Annotated in this window: 17 protein-coding genes; 7 read left to right on the forward strand and 10 right to left on the reverse strand. The window is 66.3% G+C overall.

What is annotated here, in order from left to right; all coding sequences use genetic code 11:
* The first annotated feature begins 32 nt into the window (after positions 1-32).
* The gene (locus AC4ELS_RS04485) at positions 33-746 is read left to right on the forward strand and encodes a DUF1326 domain-containing protein (protein ID WP_448441792.1); all 714 of its coding nucleotides are present in this window, start codon (positions 33-35) and stop codon (positions 744-746) included.
* 64 nt (positions 747-810) lie between these two features.
* Here the strand turns inward: AC4ELS_RS04485 and AC4ELS_RS04490 are convergent, their stop codons facing one another.
* Positions 811-1,173, reverse strand: coding sequence for an SDR family oxidoreductase (locus tag AC4ELS_RS04490; RefSeq protein WP_499046075.1), 363 nt, complete (start codon positions 1,171-1,173; stop codon positions 811-813).
* Between the two features lie 378 nt (positions 1,174-1,551).
* Between AC4ELS_RS04490 and AC4ELS_RS04495 the strand changes: the two genes are divergently transcribed.
* The 4 genes from AC4ELS_RS04495 (at position 1,552) to AC4ELS_RS04510 (ending at position 5,468) form a co-directional block, all read left to right on the forward strand.
* Positions 1,552-1,788: a hypothetical protein gene (locus AC4ELS_RS04495; RefSeq protein ID WP_003881744.1), complete on the forward strand. Its 237-nt coding sequence runs from the start codon at positions 1,552-1,554 to the stop codon at positions 1,786-1,788.
* A gap of 113 nt (positions 1,789-1,901) precedes the next feature.
* Positions 1,902-3,116, forward strand: a complete 1,215-nt coding sequence (locus AC4ELS_RS04500; RefSeq protein ID WP_499046078.1) for an acetyl-CoA acetyltransferase — start codon at positions 1,902-1,904, stop codon at positions 3,114-3,116.
* Positions 3,113-4,564 carry a carotenoid oxygenase family protein gene (locus AC4ELS_RS04505; protein ID WP_225504400.1) on the forward strand — a complete coding sequence of 484 codons (1,452 nt, stop codon included), beginning with the start codon at positions 3,113-3,115 and terminating at the stop codon, positions 4,562-4,564. The genes AC4ELS_RS04500 and AC4ELS_RS04505 overlap by 4 nt, the downstream gene beginning before the upstream one ends.
* Positions 4,557-5,468: a winged helix-turn-helix transcriptional regulator gene (locus AC4ELS_RS04510; RefSeq protein WP_499046081.1), complete on the forward strand. Its 912-nt coding sequence runs from the start codon at positions 4,557-4,559 to the stop codon at positions 5,466-5,468. The genes AC4ELS_RS04505 and AC4ELS_RS04510 overlap by 8 nt, the downstream gene beginning before the upstream one ends.
* Here the strand turns inward: AC4ELS_RS04510 and AC4ELS_RS04515 are convergent.
* A complete protein-coding gene (locus AC4ELS_RS04515) occupies positions 5,434-6,606 on the reverse strand; it encodes a Cmx/CmrA family chloramphenicol efflux MFS transporter (RefSeq protein WP_499046083.1) in 1,173 nt (390 codons plus the stop codon). The genes AC4ELS_RS04510 and AC4ELS_RS04515 overlap by 35 nt on opposite strands.
* Before the next feature lie 540 nt (positions 6,607-7,146).
* Between AC4ELS_RS04515 and AC4ELS_RS04520 the strand changes: the two genes are divergently transcribed.
* Positions 7,147-7,596: an Hsp20/alpha crystallin family protein gene (locus AC4ELS_RS04520; protein WP_064881352.1), complete on the forward strand. Its 450-nt coding sequence runs from the start codon at positions 7,147-7,149 to the stop codon at positions 7,594-7,596.
* Here AC4ELS_RS04520 and AC4ELS_RS04525 read toward each other — a convergent pair.
* Both AC4ELS_RS04525 and AC4ELS_RS04530 read right to left on the reverse strand, forming a co-directional pair.
* Positions 7,593-8,198 carry a GNAT family N-acetyltransferase gene (locus AC4ELS_RS04525; RefSeq protein WP_499046085.1) on the reverse strand — a complete coding sequence of 202 codons (606 nt, stop codon included), beginning with the start codon at positions 8,196-8,198 and terminating at the stop codon, positions 7,593-7,595. The two genes, AC4ELS_RS04520 and AC4ELS_RS04525, sit on opposite strands and share 4 nt — an antisense overlap.
* Complete coding sequence (locus AC4ELS_RS04530) at positions 8,198-8,635, reverse strand: hypothetical protein (protein ID WP_448441779.1); 438 nt, start codon at positions 8,633-8,635, stop codon at positions 8,198-8,200. The genes AC4ELS_RS04525 and AC4ELS_RS04530 overlap by 1 nt, the downstream gene beginning before the upstream one ends.
* A 19-nt stretch (positions 8,636-8,654) precedes the next feature.
* Between AC4ELS_RS04530 and AC4ELS_RS04535 the strand changes: the two genes are divergently transcribed.
* Positions 8,655-9,107 carry a cupin domain-containing protein gene (locus AC4ELS_RS04535; protein ID WP_064936043.1) on the forward strand — a complete coding sequence of 151 codons (453 nt, stop codon included), beginning with the start codon at positions 8,655-8,657 and terminating at the stop codon, positions 9,105-9,107.
* On the opposite strand, the gene AC4ELS_RS04540 is transcribed toward AC4ELS_RS04535, so the two are convergent.
* The 6 genes from AC4ELS_RS04540 to AC4ELS_RS04565 all read right to left on the reverse strand — a co-directional run bounded on the left by AC4ELS_RS04540 (position 9,082) and on the right by AC4ELS_RS04565 (position 14,782).
* Positions 9,082-9,855: a VOC family protein gene (locus AC4ELS_RS04540; protein ID WP_499046088.1), complete on the reverse strand. Its 774-nt coding sequence runs from the start codon at positions 9,853-9,855 to the stop codon at positions 9,082-9,084. The genes AC4ELS_RS04535 and AC4ELS_RS04540 overlap by 26 nt on opposite strands.
* Positions 9,856-9,926: 71 nt before the next feature.
* Positions 9,927-10,487 carry a hypothetical protein gene (locus tag AC4ELS_RS04545; protein WP_064936047.1) on the reverse strand — a complete coding sequence of 187 codons (561 nt, stop codon included), beginning with the start codon at positions 10,485-10,487 and terminating at the stop codon, positions 9,927-9,929.
* Positions 10,488-10,505: 18 nt separating this feature from the next.
* Positions 10,506-11,540, reverse strand: a complete 1,035-nt coding sequence (locus AC4ELS_RS04550; RefSeq protein WP_499046091.1) for an acyl-CoA dehydrogenase family protein — start codon at positions 11,538-11,540, stop codon at positions 10,506-10,508.
* The gene (locus tag AC4ELS_RS04555; RefSeq protein WP_499046093.1) at positions 11,540-12,703 is read right to left on the reverse strand and encodes an acyl-CoA dehydrogenase family protein; all 1,164 of its coding nucleotides are present in this window, start codon (positions 12,701-12,703) and stop codon (positions 11,540-11,542) included. The genes AC4ELS_RS04550 and AC4ELS_RS04555 overlap by 1 nt, the downstream gene beginning before the upstream one ends.
* A complete protein-coding gene (locus AC4ELS_RS04560) occupies positions 12,700-13,623 on the reverse strand; it encodes an acyl-CoA dehydrogenase family protein (RefSeq protein ID WP_499046095.1) in 924 nt (307 codons plus the stop codon). The genes AC4ELS_RS04555 and AC4ELS_RS04560 overlap by 4 nt, the downstream gene beginning before the upstream one ends.
* 4 nt (positions 13,624-13,627) lie before the next feature.
* Positions 13,628-14,782 carry an acyl-CoA dehydrogenase family protein gene (locus AC4ELS_RS04565; protein WP_499046097.1) on the reverse strand — a complete coding sequence of 385 codons (1,155 nt, stop codon included), beginning with the start codon at positions 14,780-14,782 and terminating at the stop codon, positions 13,628-13,630.
* Between the last annotated feature and the right edge of the window lie 8 nt (positions 14,783-14,790).

Consider the following 14,790-nt stretch of genomic DNA (forward strand, 5'->3'; position numbering starts at 1 on the left):
CCAGGGGGTATTCAACGGAAGGAGCGGAATCGATGACCACTTCGTCGACACAGGTCGATTGGCATTTGCGCGGAGAATGGTTCGACGTGTGCAGCTGCAAGTTGCCTTGCCCGTGCAGCTTCGCCCAGGAGCCCACGCACGGAGATTGCTTGTTCAACCTGGTGTGGCATGTCCGCGAAGGACACTACGGCGACACCGACCTGGCGGGCCTCAGCGTGATTGCCCTCGGTGAGTTCGCAGGCAACATGTGGATCGGCGACCCGAACGCGACGATGAAGTTGATGTTCTACATCGACGAGAAGGGCGATGCCGCCCAGCGCGACGCGCTCGAGCGGATCTTCACCGGCAAGGAAGGCGGTTGGCCGGCGGAGTTCGCCAGCCTGATCTCCGAGATGCGAGGCATCGAATACGCCCCGATCAACTTCGAGGCCGCCGAGGATCTCGCCTATTGGCGCGCTGAGATCCCCGGCAAGGTGGATCTGAAGGTGGAGGCCCTGACCGGCCCGACAGCAGACCCGAACCGCCGGGTGACCACCGTCAATGCGCCGGGCGCCGAGGTCGGCCCGGGCCAGGTGGCCACCTGGGGTGTGGTCAAGGAAGACCACGCCGTGGGCTTCGAGTGGTCGCACGAGCGCACCGGCGCCTCGAGCAAGCACTTCCCGTTCGACTGGCGACCCGGGTCTGCGGCAGCGGATGCCGGTGAGGCCAGTGCCGAAGCCCAGGCCTCCTGCAGCTGCGGCTGCTGAGACCGGCACCGATGCCGGCGGGGCTGAGCGGCCCCGCCGGCATCAGATCACATTGCGCCGCGGGCTAATTCGGCCCGTTGGGAAGAATCATCGACGCACCGGTCTGCAGCCAGCCCGATCGGACACCAGGTACAGCACGGCATCGGGCGACTTCTCGCGGCTCAAGTAGACCGGGGCGGGGCCAACCCTGGGTGAACATCTCCTCGACATCGTCGAGGCCGGGGCTTTCAAGGTCCGGTCGGATCACCTTGCAGGTCGCCGGGTTGTGGATCATCGGGGTGTTCACGCCGGACGACAGCACCGCGTTGACCGTGATGCCGTATTCGGCCACCTCGCGCGCCAACGATTTCACCAGCGCCGATCGAGGAGGTCGCGACGACGTCGCACACCACAATGTCGGCGCCTTCGCGAGCGAGCGTGAGGGCATGCGCACGCCCCTGCCCACACGCTCCCCCGGTGGTCAAGGCCGTCCTGCCGTCCAGCACTCCCGTACCGATCCTCTCCTGTCGATCCGGTCCTGGAACGGCGACCGCCTGTGCCGGCAAAACTCGTCGACACCGTCGATCGCATCACGCGACACGGGCGTCACAGTCACTGGCTGGCAACACTCCGAAAAGATGCCGACGGACCCTGTTTTCCCTGGCAAATGAATTCAATGCCCTGACCGGGAAGAGTTTCTTGTGAGCAAATCCGCTGCACCAGGAGGTTCCAGGCGATTCCCAGGAACATCGTGAGATGCACTAATGTTATCTATAGACGGGGGTCTTGAGCTCGAACACAGCTAACAAACCCGGAGGCAAGAAAGATGCGTTCGAAACTGAAGAAGGTCGCGGCAATCGGGCTGGGCACGCTGGCGGTGCCGGTTGGCGTGGCGGTCGCTGCAGCCGCTCCGGCGTCGGCAGGTCCCGAAATCTGCGCGACCGGGCCGTACGGCTACGTCCAGGCTTGTGTGGAGGGTCCCGGCTGGGGCCACTGGAACGGCTGGGACAACGGCTGGCGCGGTCGCGGCCACGGCCACGGGCACGGCGGCTGGGACGACTGATCCGGTCTTGACCACGGGTAACGCCGTGGCGGAATCCACGCTCGGATTTCCGCCACGGCGTTATTTGTTTCAATCTGCGTAGTCACTCTCTTAGTTGTAGTACCGTCGCCGCCATGGAGGACGTGTGGATTCTCGGCGGCTATCAGAGCGATTTCGCCCGCAATCTGAACCGCGAGAAAGTCGACTTCGCCGGTCTGACGCGCGAGGTCGTCGACCACACGCTGGAACACTGCCGGGTGGAGGCCGGCGACATCGGCGTCATCCACGTCGCAAACGCTTTCGGCGACTTGTTCGCCGGCCAGGCCCATCTCGGCGCCATGCCGGCCACCGTTCATCCCGACCTGTGGGGAACTCCGTCGTCTCGCCATGAGGCCGCGTGCGCGTCGGGCAGCATCGCGACCCTGTCGGCCATCGCCGACCTGCGCTCGGGCGCCTACGACAGCGCCCTGGTCGTCGGGGTGGAACTGGAGAAGACGGTGCCCGGCGACACCGCGGCCGCCCACCTCGGTGCGGCCGCATGGACCGGGCACGAAGCCGGCGACGCCCGGTTCGTGTGGCCATCGATGTTCTCCGAGGTGGCTGACGCCTACGACGAGCGCTACGGCCTCAATGCCGAGCATCTGCGCGCCATCGCCGCGCTGAACTTCCACAACGCGCGAGCCAACCCCCGTGCCCAGACCCGAGGTTGGGCAGTGCCCGACCCGATCGGCGCTGACGACGCGACCAATCCGGTGGTGGAGGGACGGCTGCGCCGGTTCGACTGCAGCCAGATGACCGACGGTGGCGCCGGGCTTGTGCTGGTCAGCGATTCCTATCTGCGAAGCCACCCGAACGTCCGGCCCGTCGCCCGCGTCGAGGGCTGGGGTCACCGCACGGTCGGCCTCGGCCTGCGACAGAAGCTCGACCACAGCGCCACCGACCCGTACCTGCTCCCGCACGTGCGTCACGCGGTGCTCGACGCCTTCGACCGCGCCCGCGTGAGGCTGGACGACCTCGACGGATTCGAGGTCCACGACTGCTTCACCCCCAGCGAATACCTGGCCATCGACCACATCGGGTTGACCGGCCCCGGCGAATCGTGGAAGGCCATCGAGAACGGCGAGATCGAGATCGGCGGACGGCTGCCGATCAATCCCAGCGGCGGACTGATCGGGGGCGGGCACCCGGTCGGCGCGTCCGGGGTGCGGATGCTGCTCGACGCCGCCAAGCAGGTGAGCGCCACCGCGGGGCCGTACCAGGTCGATGGTGCAAAGACTTTCGGCACCTTGAACTTCGGCGGCAGCACCGCCACCACCGTCAGCTTCGTCATCGGAGGAGCCCAGCAGTGAACACCGAAGTCGTGACCAAGTTTCTGTCCACCCTGCCCGAGGACGACGACCACCCCTACCGCACCGGGGCATGGCGGCCGCAGACCACCGAATGGGATGCCGACGACCTGCGGGTCATCGACGGTGAGATCCCTACCGACCTCGACGGTGTGTATCTGCGCAACACCGAGAATCCATTGCATCCGGCGCTGCAGACCTACCATCCGTTCGACGGCGACGGCATGCTGCACATCGTCGGCTTCCGTGACGGAAAAGCCTTCTACCGCAACAGGTTCATCCGCACCGACGGATTGTTGGCGGAAATCGAGGCGGGCGGGCCGCTGTGGCCCGGTGTCGCCGAGCCGATAGAGCTGGCCCGGCGCGACTACGGCTGGGGTGCGCGCACCCTGATGAAAGATGCGTCCAGCACGGACGTGACGGTGCATCGTGGCGTCGCGCTCACCAGCTTCTACCAGTGCGGTGACCTGTACCGCGTCGACCCGTACACCGGCGATGCCCTTGGCAAGGAAGATTGGGGCGGCGCCTTCCCCGCCGAATGGGGAGTCTCCGCGCATCCCAAGGCCGACGACGCCACCGGGGAACTGTTGTTCTTCAACTACGGCAAGCAAGCGCCGTACATGCACTACGGCGTGGTGGATCCGGACAACCGCCTGGTGCACTACGTCGACGTCGAACTACCGGGTCCCCGGCTGCCCCACGACATGGCATTCACCGAAAACTACGTGATACTCAACGACTTTCCGTTGTTCTGGGATGCCGATTTCCTCAAGAGCAACGTTCATCTGCCCAAGCTGCATCGCGACCTGCCATCGCGCTTCGCAGTGCTCCCCCGGCGCGGCGCCGCCGGCGACGTCAAGTGGTTCGAAGCCGACACCACCTATGTCCTGCACTTCACCAACGCCTATGAGGACGGCGACGAGATCGTGCTCGACGGCTTCTTCCAGGGCAACGCGGTGCCCGCCCTGGCGCTCGACAAGATGCAGACCCGGCTGCACCGCTGGCGGTTCAATCTGGTCACCGGACAGACCCGCGAAGAGCAATTGTCGGACAGCATCACCGAATTCGGCATGATCAACCCCGCTCACGCCGGCCGCGACTACCGCTACGCCTACGCCGCCACCGGGAAGCCCGGGTGGTTCCTGTTCGACGGACTGGTCCGCCACGATCTGCACACCGGCTCCGAAGAACGCTACGCCTTCGGTGACGGCGTCTATGGCAGCGAGACCGCCATGGCGCCGCGAGTGGGCAGCACCGGTGAGGACGACGGCTATCTGGTTACCATCACCACAGACATGAACGACGACGCCTCTTATTGCCTGGTATTCGACGCCGCCCGCGTTTCTGACGGGCCGGTGTGTAAACTCGCTCTGCCGGAACGGGTTTCCAGTGGAACGCACTCCACCTGGGCACCCGGCGACCAGCTGCGCCGATGGCTGGTGCGTGACTGACCCCACCGCCGGCGGCGTCAACGCCGTCGGCCAGATGCTGGGGTTGGTCGGCGACGAATGGACGCTGCTGGTAATGCAGCAGGCGCTGCTGGGCGCCACCCGTTACGGAGAATTCCGGGCCCGGTTGCCGATCTCCAACTCGGTGCTGACCCGCCGACTCGGCGCTCTGACCGAAGACGGGCTGCTGCAGCGGCACCGGTACCAGGAGCGGCCTCCGCGTGACGAATACCTGATCACCGCGCGCGGCAGAACCTTGTGGCCGGTGCTGGTATCGATCTGGGAGTGGGAACGTCACTGGGTGACCGAGCACCGCGAGCCGCTGCCGGCCATGCGGCACCTGGGCTGCGACGCGGACTTCAGCCCGGTCCTGACGTGTGGCAGTTGCGGCGCCCCAACGGCTTCCACCGAGGTGACGGCAGCATGGGGTCCGAGCGGAGGCTGGTCACGGTCCCTGCCCGCGGCGGTGACGCGGCGCCGCTCCGAGGAGGACCGGCACGATTCCCCTTCGGGACTGTTCCCGCAGACCATGAGCGTGCTGGGCAACCGATGGGCGTTTGCGATCCTGGTCGCCGCCTTCACCGGCACCACCCGGTTCTCCGACTTTCAACGGGCGCTGTCCGCGTCGCCGGCTTCGCTCGCCGACCGGCTTCAGACGTTCCGGGCCAACGGGATTCTCACCACCACCGACGAGGACCGCCAATACCGGCTGACCCCGAAAGGCGCCGCTTTCCTACCCGTCCTCGTCACAGCTCTGGCGTGGGCGCAGCGGTCGTTCCCAGCCGTCGAAGGCCCGGCGGTGCTCCTCACCCACACCGGCCACGGACACCCCTTCTCCCCCGTGTTGATGTGCGATCAGTGCGGTGAGCGGCTCACCGGCGCAGCGGTGTCCGTCGTCGAATCATGATCGCCAGCACCGTCAGTAGGGCAATCCCAGTGAGCGCAACGGCGACCCACACCGGCCCGAGGTTCCCCGCCGAGCCTGCGAGCGAGGCAGCGCCCAATGCCGGGCCGCAGGCGGCACCGATATTGAGCGCCGCCGTCGCATAGGCGCCGCCCATGGTCGGAGCCCCGGACGCCGCGTAGAGCAGCCGAGCAATCAGGGTGCTTCCCACCGCGAAGGCCGAGGTTCCTTGTGCCAGGACCAGAATCAGCAACATCACCGGATGAGCGGCCGAGGCGGCCAACGCAATCCATCCGACGAGCAACACCGGGCCACCCACGCCGATGACGACCCAGGGACGATGGTCGGAGAACCGGCCGGCCACCGTGACCCCGATGAACGACCCGAACCCGAAAAGCACCAGCACCACCGGCACCCACAGCTGCGGCAATCCGGCAACGTCGGTCACTATCGGCGCCAGAAACGTAAAGGCGGCGAACGTGCCCGCGTTGACCAGTGCGGCGAGGAGCACGGCCAAGGCCAGTCTCGGCGATTTGAGTTGGGCGAGCTCACCACGTAGCGGTGGGTCACCAACCGCCGATCCCGAATTCCCTTCAGAACGACCGGGAATCCCGTGCCAGATGCCGAGTGCAGCGGGCAGGCACAGCAGGGCGATCGTCCAGAACGCCGATCGCCAGCCCAGAAGTGCGCCCAGCACGGCGCCTCCCGGCACACCCGCAATGGTCGCCACTGTCGTCCCGCCGAGCAGCACCGACAGCGCGCGTCCCTTCTGGTCCGCCGCAACCAGTGCAGCGGCCGTGCTGAGCGCCACCGCCAAGAATCCGGCGTTGGCCAATGCGGCGACGACGCGGGAGCCGAACAGGATCGTGAAGGTCGGCGTCAACGCGCCGACAACGTGGCAGAGCGCAAAGGCGACAACACATCCGAGCAGGCTGGTCCGGGCCGGCCACCGACGCGCAAGCACGGCCATGGCCGGCGCACCGATGACCATTCCGATGGCGAAGGCGGAGGTCAGTAGGCCGGCAGCGCCGACCGTGACGCCGAGACCGGCGGCGATATCCGGAACAAGCCCGGCGAGCATGAATTCCGAGGTGCCCATGGCGAAAACCGCCAGAGCAAGCAGATAGAGAGCAAAAGGCATCGAGGACTCCGAGACAAAGGAATGGACAGGAGGCGTCTCGTCACCACGGCCAGCACCCGAGGAGTGCGGAAAACTGAGGAGTCAGTGATTCAGGGGGCTGACGGCGTGACCGAAAGCCCCCGTCTTGTGCGCTTCGGGGCTCGACATGCCGCCACCCTACTAAACGCCCGTGGCAGCAACGCAACCGATTTCACCTGGCCCCGGGCGGGACGACCGCCGATGACAAGGTTGCTACTGGTTTGGTCGAACCTGCCGAGGTCGGCGACGGCAGACGGTGGGGCATCGTCGTCGTGCGCCGACCGTACACTCACCCGCTCCCCCGGTAGAGCTCACGGCGTCGCCATCAACCTTTCGCCTCGGCGCACGCCGTCACGAGAGGTCTCACATCCGGGTAAACCGCTCTGGAATGCAAGAACCACCGAAAATATCGTCGAAAATGTTCTGGCACTCCACCTAGTCGAGTGCTAATATCGGCGCTGCACAGTGATTGGTTGCCCGCCAGGGTGGCGGGCTCTGAGTTGGTACGGGAGGTGAATTACTGTGCTTCGTTTTGATCCGTTCAGCGACCTTGATGTGTTGACCAGAAGTTTGCTGTCAGGTGATTCAGGGTCAACGCGTACACCCCGGTTCATGCCGATGGACCTATGCAAGATCGGCGACCACTACGTCCTGACAGCCGACCTTCCCGGTGTCGACCCGGGTTCGGTGGACGTCAACGTCGACAACGGCACACTCACCATCTCGGCGCATCGAACCGCTCGTTCGGAAGAATCCGCGCAGTGGCTCACCAATGAGCGGTTCTTCGGCAAATTCCGACGCCAGTTGTCGCTCGGCGACGGGATCGATACGTCGGCCATTTCCGCCACGTACGAGAACGGTGTCCTCACCGTCACCATCCCGATGGCCGAACGTGCCAGGCCCCGCAAGATCGCAGTGGCCCACGGTGCCGATCGCAAGTCGATCGAAACAACCACTGTCGACGCGGACTAACCGATCCCGCCGCGGCGGTCCAGCCTGAACTTCAGGTTGGACCGCGCCGCGGGCCATTCGATGTCCAAGATCGAGTACACGACGGTGTCGCGGCGGGACCCGTCCGGCAGCAACTGGTGGCTGCGCAACACTCCGTCGAGCTTGGCACCGAGCCTTTCGATTGCTGCGCGGCTGGCGAAGTTGAAGAAGTGGGTGCGGAATTCCACTGCCACACAATTCAACTCATCAAAGGCATGCCCCAGCAGCAACAGCTTGGTCTCGGCGTTGATGCCGGTGCGCCGGGGCGCGGCGGTGTACCAGGTATGCCCGATCTCCAGCCGCCGGTTCGGGCCGTCGACATGCAGGTAGCTGGAAGACCCCACCAGTTTGCCGTCGAGATTGCGCACCACGAAGGTCACGCCGTGATCGGCAGCGCGCAACTCGAACATGCGCTGCACCCACTCGGCGGCACCGCCGGGCTTCGGCGTCATCGTGTACCAGAGCGAGCCCAACTCACCGTCGGCGGCCGCGGCGTCGATCTCAGGAACGTGCGCGGTCGTCAACGGTTCCAACGTCACCCACCGTTGCCCGGTCAACTCCACCGGCGTGACGAATCCGCTCATCACTGCTCACCTAACGTCGATAACAGCGACCACACCGAACACAATCCCGCCAGCACCGCCATCGCGCCGCCGACGTACAGCCCGTAGCCCGCGGCCACCGGGCCTTTGACGTTGAGCGTGTAGTACCACACCGTCAACGCCACCAGGCCCAGCGAAATCAGCAGCCCCACAGCCGAAGCCGACCGCTGCGACAGGCCCCGCCCGGCCATCGCACCCGCCACGATCAATCCGGCGCCCAACAGAACGATCAGCTGCCCCGCGCCGAAACCGCGCGGCAGCACGATGCTTCCCACGGCCCCGCCGATCGCATTGGCCCGGCCGCCGCCGTTGGCGCTGGTGGTCAGCCACGGCAACCAGGCGACCACCACCAGGACCGCGGCACACAGGGCGATCAACCACCCCGGGGCAACGCGCCACCCTGGACGCAGACGAACCATGACGACGAGACTATCGGTTGTGACCGAACTCCCCGATTGGGCCAGACAGCTCGACCTCGCCCCGCACCCCGAGGGCGGGTGGTACCGAGAAACGTGGCGCAGCGAACTGACGGTGAGCCAGTCTTCGCTGCCACCGGGCTACTCCGGGCCGCGCAGCGCCGGCACCGCGATCCTGTTCCTGCTGATGCCCGGCCAACAGTCGGCCTGGCACACCGTCCGCAGCGCCGAACTGTGGTTCCACCATCGGGGCAGCCCGCTGGTCCTGGAGATCGGCGCGGACCGGAACACGGCGGGCACCCGCCTGCTGGGCCCGGACATCGAAGCCGGGCAGCACCCGCAACTGCTGGTGCCGCCCGGCCACTGGCAGCGCGCAAAGCCCCGCGACGACGAGCCGGCCCTGGTCAGTTGCGTGGTGGTGCCAGGCTTCGACTTCGCCGACTTCGCGCTCAGCCCTGCAGCGACGACAGATTGAAGCCGGCCCCGGTCGGATCGGCCACCGCGGCCAGCCGCCCGTAGGGGGTGTCCTCGGCCGCACGCACCACCGAACCACCGTTGGCGACTACCAGCTCGATCGTCTTGTCCACGTCATCGGATCCGAAGAACGTGGTCCAGGCCGACGGCGCGCCTTCGGGGATGAACGCCGCCCCGTCCATCACACCGACCAATTCCTCACCATCAAATGATGCTGTGCTGTAACGGAACTCATCGGTATCCGACACGACCTGGGTGGTCCAGCCGAACACCGTCCGGTAGAAGTCCAGCGCCTTGGCGTAGTCACTGGTGGTCAGCTGGTGATACACCGGTGCGCCGGCCTCGTTGAACAGGGCGAAGCCGTCGTGCCCCGCAGGCTGCCAGATACCGAAGAACCCGTTCGCGGTGTCGGTCATCATCGCCATCCGCCCCTTGGCCGGAATGTCCATCACGCCACCGCAATTGCTCCCGCCGGCGGCGATCGTGGCCGCCACCGTGGCATCGGCATCGGCGGTGTGCAGGTAGGTGGTCCAGGCATCGGGTGCGTTCCACTGCGGATCATTGCGCATCAGCCCGGCGACCACCTGACCATCGACCGCTGCGGTGACATAACCGCCGTACTCGGGACCGCCGGTTTCGAACGTCCACCCGAACACCGCGCCGTAGAACTGCTGGGCACGCTCAAGGTCGGACGTGGCCAGGTCGATCCAATTGGGGGCGCCCAGCGGGGCGCTCTGACGGGTAACCACGATATTTCTCCTTCACGGAATGGACAGTCGCTAGGTCTGACTACTGCCGCGGGGAAAACTCATCGCCCGGTTCAACAACTGATGGTCTGATCCGGCCGACCTCGGTCGTCCAGCGTGATGGTGGTCGGTCCGCCACGCAACAGCTCGACCCGCACCGTCCTCGGACCGGTCCACTCGACATCTTTGAGTCCGTCACGGTCGCCGTTGACGCAACCCAGATAATTCTCCCGCGACAGCAGACCGTTGTCGGTGTACACCTGCACCGACGTGATCGGGTCGATCGTGATCCCGCCGCCTCTGAACACGACCAGCTCCATGTCACCGTTCGGTGATGGGAGCCGTTGGCTCTCTTTCCCACGTCCGCCGCTGGCCAGCAACATCGCAAACCACGCCATGCCGCCCCACACCACTCCGATCACCACGATCAGCACCACGCCCAGCCATTTGACCACCGGCTGACGAATCCCCAACCCCCAGGCGATGGCCAGCGCCACGCAACCTGCGACGCCGAAGATCACGGGGTGGAGCAGAAACGGACGCAAGCGGTAGTAGTCGGACAACAGAAACCCGGCAGCGACCAGACCGCAGAAAAATACGCCGACAATCGCTGATACCCCCGCGCCTACCCGCACGCAGCTACTGTACGCAGCTCACCGATAACGCTGCGCGACCTTGGCGCGGTGCTCGGCGGGCGAGCCGTAGAGCGAACGGTTGAGCGCGGCTCGCTTGAGATAGACGTGCACCCGGCTCTCCCAGGTGTAGCCGATGCCGCCGTGCAACTGCATGGCCTTGCCGGCCACCTCGACAGCGGCCTCGGTCGTGTACGCCTTGGCCATGGAAACCGCGCGGGGATCGAGTGACGCGATGGCGGCCCCGACGAGCTGTCTGGCCACCGAGATCTGCACCAGCATGTCGGCGCAGGCGTGCTTGACGGCCTGGAACGAGCCAATCGGACGGCCGAACTGTTGGCGAACCCCGGTGTAGGACACCGTGGTATCGAGCATGGCCTGCGCGACACCGAGACTGTCGCAGGCAACCGCGAGCGCGGCCCGGTCGGTGAGTGCATCCAGGCCGGAGTCGGGATCACCATTGAAATGCCAGACCGCGTCCTCGTCGACCTCGATACCCTCGGCCGTCACGGTGGCGAGCGTGCGGGTCTCGTCGAGCACCGGTTGCTCGGTGACCGTGAGACCGGGTGAGCCGGCGGCCACGTCCACCAGCACCGCCACGCCATCGGCGTCACGGGCAGGCAGAAGCAGCCGTTGAACTCCGGCGACGTCCGGTACAAACGCGGCACTGCCGTGGATGCGCCAGCCCAGCCTGGTGGTGGCCAATTCGAAGGGCGCCGGATCGCCTGCTCCGGGCAGCGCGATCGCGGTCCGGACACTTCCGGACACGACGGCCTTGAGCAGTGCGTCGCGCGATTCATTGGGGTGCAACATATTCAGGACACCGATGGCCAGCACGGCACCGCCCAGATAACCGGTGGCCGCGGCAGCCCGACCGAGCTCCTCGCAGATCACCGCGACCTCGGCGAACGTGGCGCCGGCACCACCGGCATCCTCCGACGCGTCCAGTCCGACCCAGCCTGCCGAGACCAGCAGTGGCCAGTCGATGGTGTCCTTGGCCAGCAGATCAGCTGCCACCGAACGTAGTTCGTCATGAAGCTCGGAAAACTCGCTCATCACACCGCAATCGGTTCTCGGGGCAGGCCCAGACCGCGCTCACCGATGATGGTGCGCTGGATCTCGCTGGCTCCGCCGGGGATGGTCCATTCCCACGATCCGATGAAATCGAGCATCCAGGCGCCCGACTCCCAGCCGCTGGACGCCGGTTTGGCGAGTACGGTGTGGGCGTTCAGGCCGCCGATCTCGGCACCGAATCCGGTCATCCGCTGCAACAATTCGCTGTAGAACAGCTTGACGATCGAAGCATCTGCCGGGCCGGCCTGCCCCGCCTCGGCGCGTTCGACCAGATCCCGGCACATCCCGCGCAGGCCGGTCAGCTCGATCTCGAACTGCGCCAACCGGTCTGCCACCACGGGATCGTCGACCGGCGCGACTTCGAGCAGCCACTTGAACCCCGCATTGCCCAGCCGCTCGGACAACTCCAGCATGGTCATGCCACGCTCGGCGCCGAGCGTGGCCTGGGCCACCTGCCAGCCCTTGTTCACCGGACCGATCAGATTCGCGGCGGGCACTGCGACGTCGTTGAGGAAGATCTCGCAGAAGTGTGAATCACCCACAGCATTGCGGATCGGCCGCACATCGATACCGGGTGTGGTCATGTCCATCAGGAAGTAGGAGATGCCGTGCCGCTTGGGTGCTTCCGGATCGGTGCGGGCCAGCAGCAGACACCAGTCGGCGTGCAGAGCACCACTGGCCCACAGCTTCTGACCGTTGACGATGAAGTTCTCGCCGTCGGCGCGGGCCGTGGTGCGCAGGGCCGCCAGATCGCTTCCGGCCTCGGGCTCGGAGAATCCCTGTACCCAGATCTCGCCGTCGAGAATGGCGGGTAGGTGCCGACGCTGCTGCTCCTCGGTGCCCGCGGCGAGCAGCGTGGACGCGGCGTGATGGATGCCGACGAAGGCCAGCACCAGGCGGGGCGCGTCGTGGGCAGCCAGTTCCTGATAGAGCACGATCTGCTCGGGTACCGACATGCCGCCACCCCATTCGGCGGGCCAATGCGGGACGGCATAGCCGGCGGTGTGCAGCTCGGCGAACCAGGATTTCTGGAACGCGGCGAACTCGCCTTCACCGACGCCGGTCTGGTTGGCGCGCCAGTCTTTCGGGACGTGTGCCGCACACCAGTCGCGTACGGTGGCCCGGAATTCGTCGAGGTCGGTCATGACGAGAACAATCCGGTGAGTCCGCGCCGGCCCAGCCGGACGGTCAGGGTGTCTCGGGTCTTGGACACCCCGAAGGGCAAGCGACGCAACGGCTGGCTGTAACGCGACAGCCAGGACAGCGTGGTTTCATCGCAGAAGCCGACGGCCCCGTGCAGCTGATGGCACACCCGGAACACCACCTCGGCCGCCTCGATCGCGGCCAGGCGCAATGCCAGCGCATCGTTGATCGCCTCGTCGGCGGGGTTGGTGACGAGGCTCCACAACGCGTACTTGGCGAGGATGTCGACGCCACTGCGCTCCACCTCGGCATCGGTCAGCTGGAACTGCACGCTCTGGAACGACGACAGCGGCTGGCCGAACTGCTTGCGCAGGCTGACGTGTGCGACGGTCAGATCGATGGCCCGGTCCAGCATGCCGAGCAGTGTCCACGCCGGCAGCGTCAGGGCGAGCGCAACGTCCCCGAGACCCGCGGCGTCGGCGTCGGAAAGCTCCAGCGCGGTGGCGAACGACGGCCCCGAGGCTCCGGTCGCGGTCACCGTGCTGCGTGTGCCGTCCAATGTGACAGCGCCCCAACGGTTGTCCAACCCCTGCAGTGCGGCCTCCGGTGCGTCGGCATCGATGACGACCAGACCGTCGACGTCCAGATCCGCCGGGCGTGACAGTCGCTCGGCCACCGGATACGGCAGGGCCCAGTACCCGGCACTGCGGCACACCGCAGCCGCGGCCTCCAATGAGTCCGCATCACCGCGAGGTTCGAGTTCGAAGACACCGAGGCCGTCCAGCACAGGCATGACCAGCCCGGCGCGGGTGTCCGGCTTGGCGTCAGCCTGGGCCAGCAGCTGATCACCGCCGGCGGCTTCGAACGCCTTCAGGGCCTCCCGGCCATACTCTTTCGCGTCGTCGCTGAGATCCAGAATCATCGCGTCACGCCTTTCCGGCCAGCATGGTCCGTGACAACAGGATGCGCTGCATCTCGATGCTGCCCGAGGACACCGTCGATGCCTGCGAGTACCGCCAATGGTCCTCGACCTCGGCGCGGAAGTACTCGGCTTCCGGGCTTCCACCTCGGGGCACCGCGGCGGCGATCTCCATGAGCACCTCGGCACTCTCCTGGTCCAGCCTCGTCACCGCGATCCGATATGCCGCGGAGTCACCGGGATTCACCCTCCCGGTGGCCTGCATCGACACCACCCGGTAGGCCATCAGCCGGGCCCGGCGGCAGTGCGTGAGCATCCGCGTCCAGCGGCCCCGCAGCTCGGCGGGCAACTGCCCCCACTTGTCTCCGAGCACCTCCGGCGCGGCCTGCAACAACCGCTCGCAGCGCGCGTAGCGGGCGATACCGATGCGTTCGAAGGACACCACGTCCTGCACGATCGACCAGCCCTGATCCACGGTGCCGAGCACGTCGGCCTCGGTGACCTTGAGATCGTCGAAGAACACCTCGTTGAGATGGTGCGGGCCCATCATCGTGCGGATCGGGCGCACCTGGATACCCGGGGAATCCATCGGCACCAGGAAGATGGTCATACCCTGCTGCTTCTTCTCGCCCTTGGAGGTGCGGGCGAGCAGGAAGCACCACTGCGCCATCGTGGCGTAGGAGGTCCAGATCTTCTGACCGTTGACCCGCCAGCCGTCGTCCTCCCGCCGGGCGAACGTACGCAGCGAGGCCAGGTCCGAACCCGCCTCAGGCTCGGAAAAGCCTTGGCACCAGATCACTTCACCGTTGGCGATCGGCGGCAGGTGCTTGCGCTGCTGCTCTTCGGTGCCGTGCCGCATGATGATCGGGCCCACCCAGTTGACACCCATGTACTGGGCACCGCGCGGTTCATGGTGCGCCCACATCTCCTCGCGCACCACCGTCTGCTCCCACACCGAGGCGTCGCCGCCGCCGAACTCCTTCGGCCACGACATGCACAGCAGGTGCTGTTGCGCCAGCGTGCGGCAGAACTGCTGGGCCACCGCAAGATCGGCGGGGTCATCGGTGAACGCACCGAGAAAATCGGCGGGCACCTGATCGGCGATCAGCGCCCGCAGCTCACCCCGCAGCGTGCCGGCCGCCTCGCCAAAATCGAAATCCACTCCTGGCC

It is taken from the genome of Mycobacterium shunyiense (genome assembly GCF_058270035.1).

Bases quoted from the DNA above. Each gene is read 5' to 3' on its own strand.
- AC4ELS_RS04485 (WP_448441792.1), top strand. From the start codon at position 33: ATGACCACTTCGTCGACACAGGTCGATTGGCATTTGCGCGGAGAATGG.
- AC4ELS_RS04490 (WP_499046075.1), bottom strand. From the start codon at position 1,173: ATGCCCTCACGCTCGCTCGCGAAGGCGCCGACATTGTGGTGTGCGACG.
- AC4ELS_RS04495 (WP_003881744.1), top strand. From the start codon at position 1,552: ATGCGTTCGAAACTGAAGAAGGTCGCGGCAATCGGGCTGGGCACGCTG.
- AC4ELS_RS04500 (WP_499046078.1), top strand. From the start codon at position 1,902: ATGGAGGACGTGTGGATTCTCGGCGGCTATCAGAGCGATTTCGCCCGC.
- AC4ELS_RS04515 (WP_499046083.1), bottom strand. From the start codon at position 6,606: ATGCCTTTTGCTCTCTATCTGCTTGCTCTGGCGGTTTTCGCCATGGGC.
- AC4ELS_RS04525 (WP_499046085.1), bottom strand. From the start codon at position 8,198: ATGAGCGGATTCGTCACGCCGGTGGAGTTGACCGGGCAACGGTGGGTG.
- AC4ELS_RS04530 (WP_448441779.1), bottom strand. From the start codon at position 8,635: ATGGTTCGTCTGCGTCCAGGGTGGCGCGTTGCCCCGGGGTGGTTGATC.
- AC4ELS_RS04550 (WP_499046091.1), bottom strand. From the start codon at position 11,540: ATGAGCGAGTTTTCCGAGCTTCATGACGAACTACGTTCGGTGGCAGCT.
- AC4ELS_RS04555 (WP_499046093.1), bottom strand. From the start codon at position 12,703: ATGACCGACCTCGACGAATTCCGGGCCACCGTACGCGACTGGTGTGCG.
- AC4ELS_RS04560 (WP_499046095.1), bottom strand. From the start codon at position 13,623: ATGATTCTGGATCTCAGCGACGACGCGAAAGAGTATGGCCGGGAGGCC.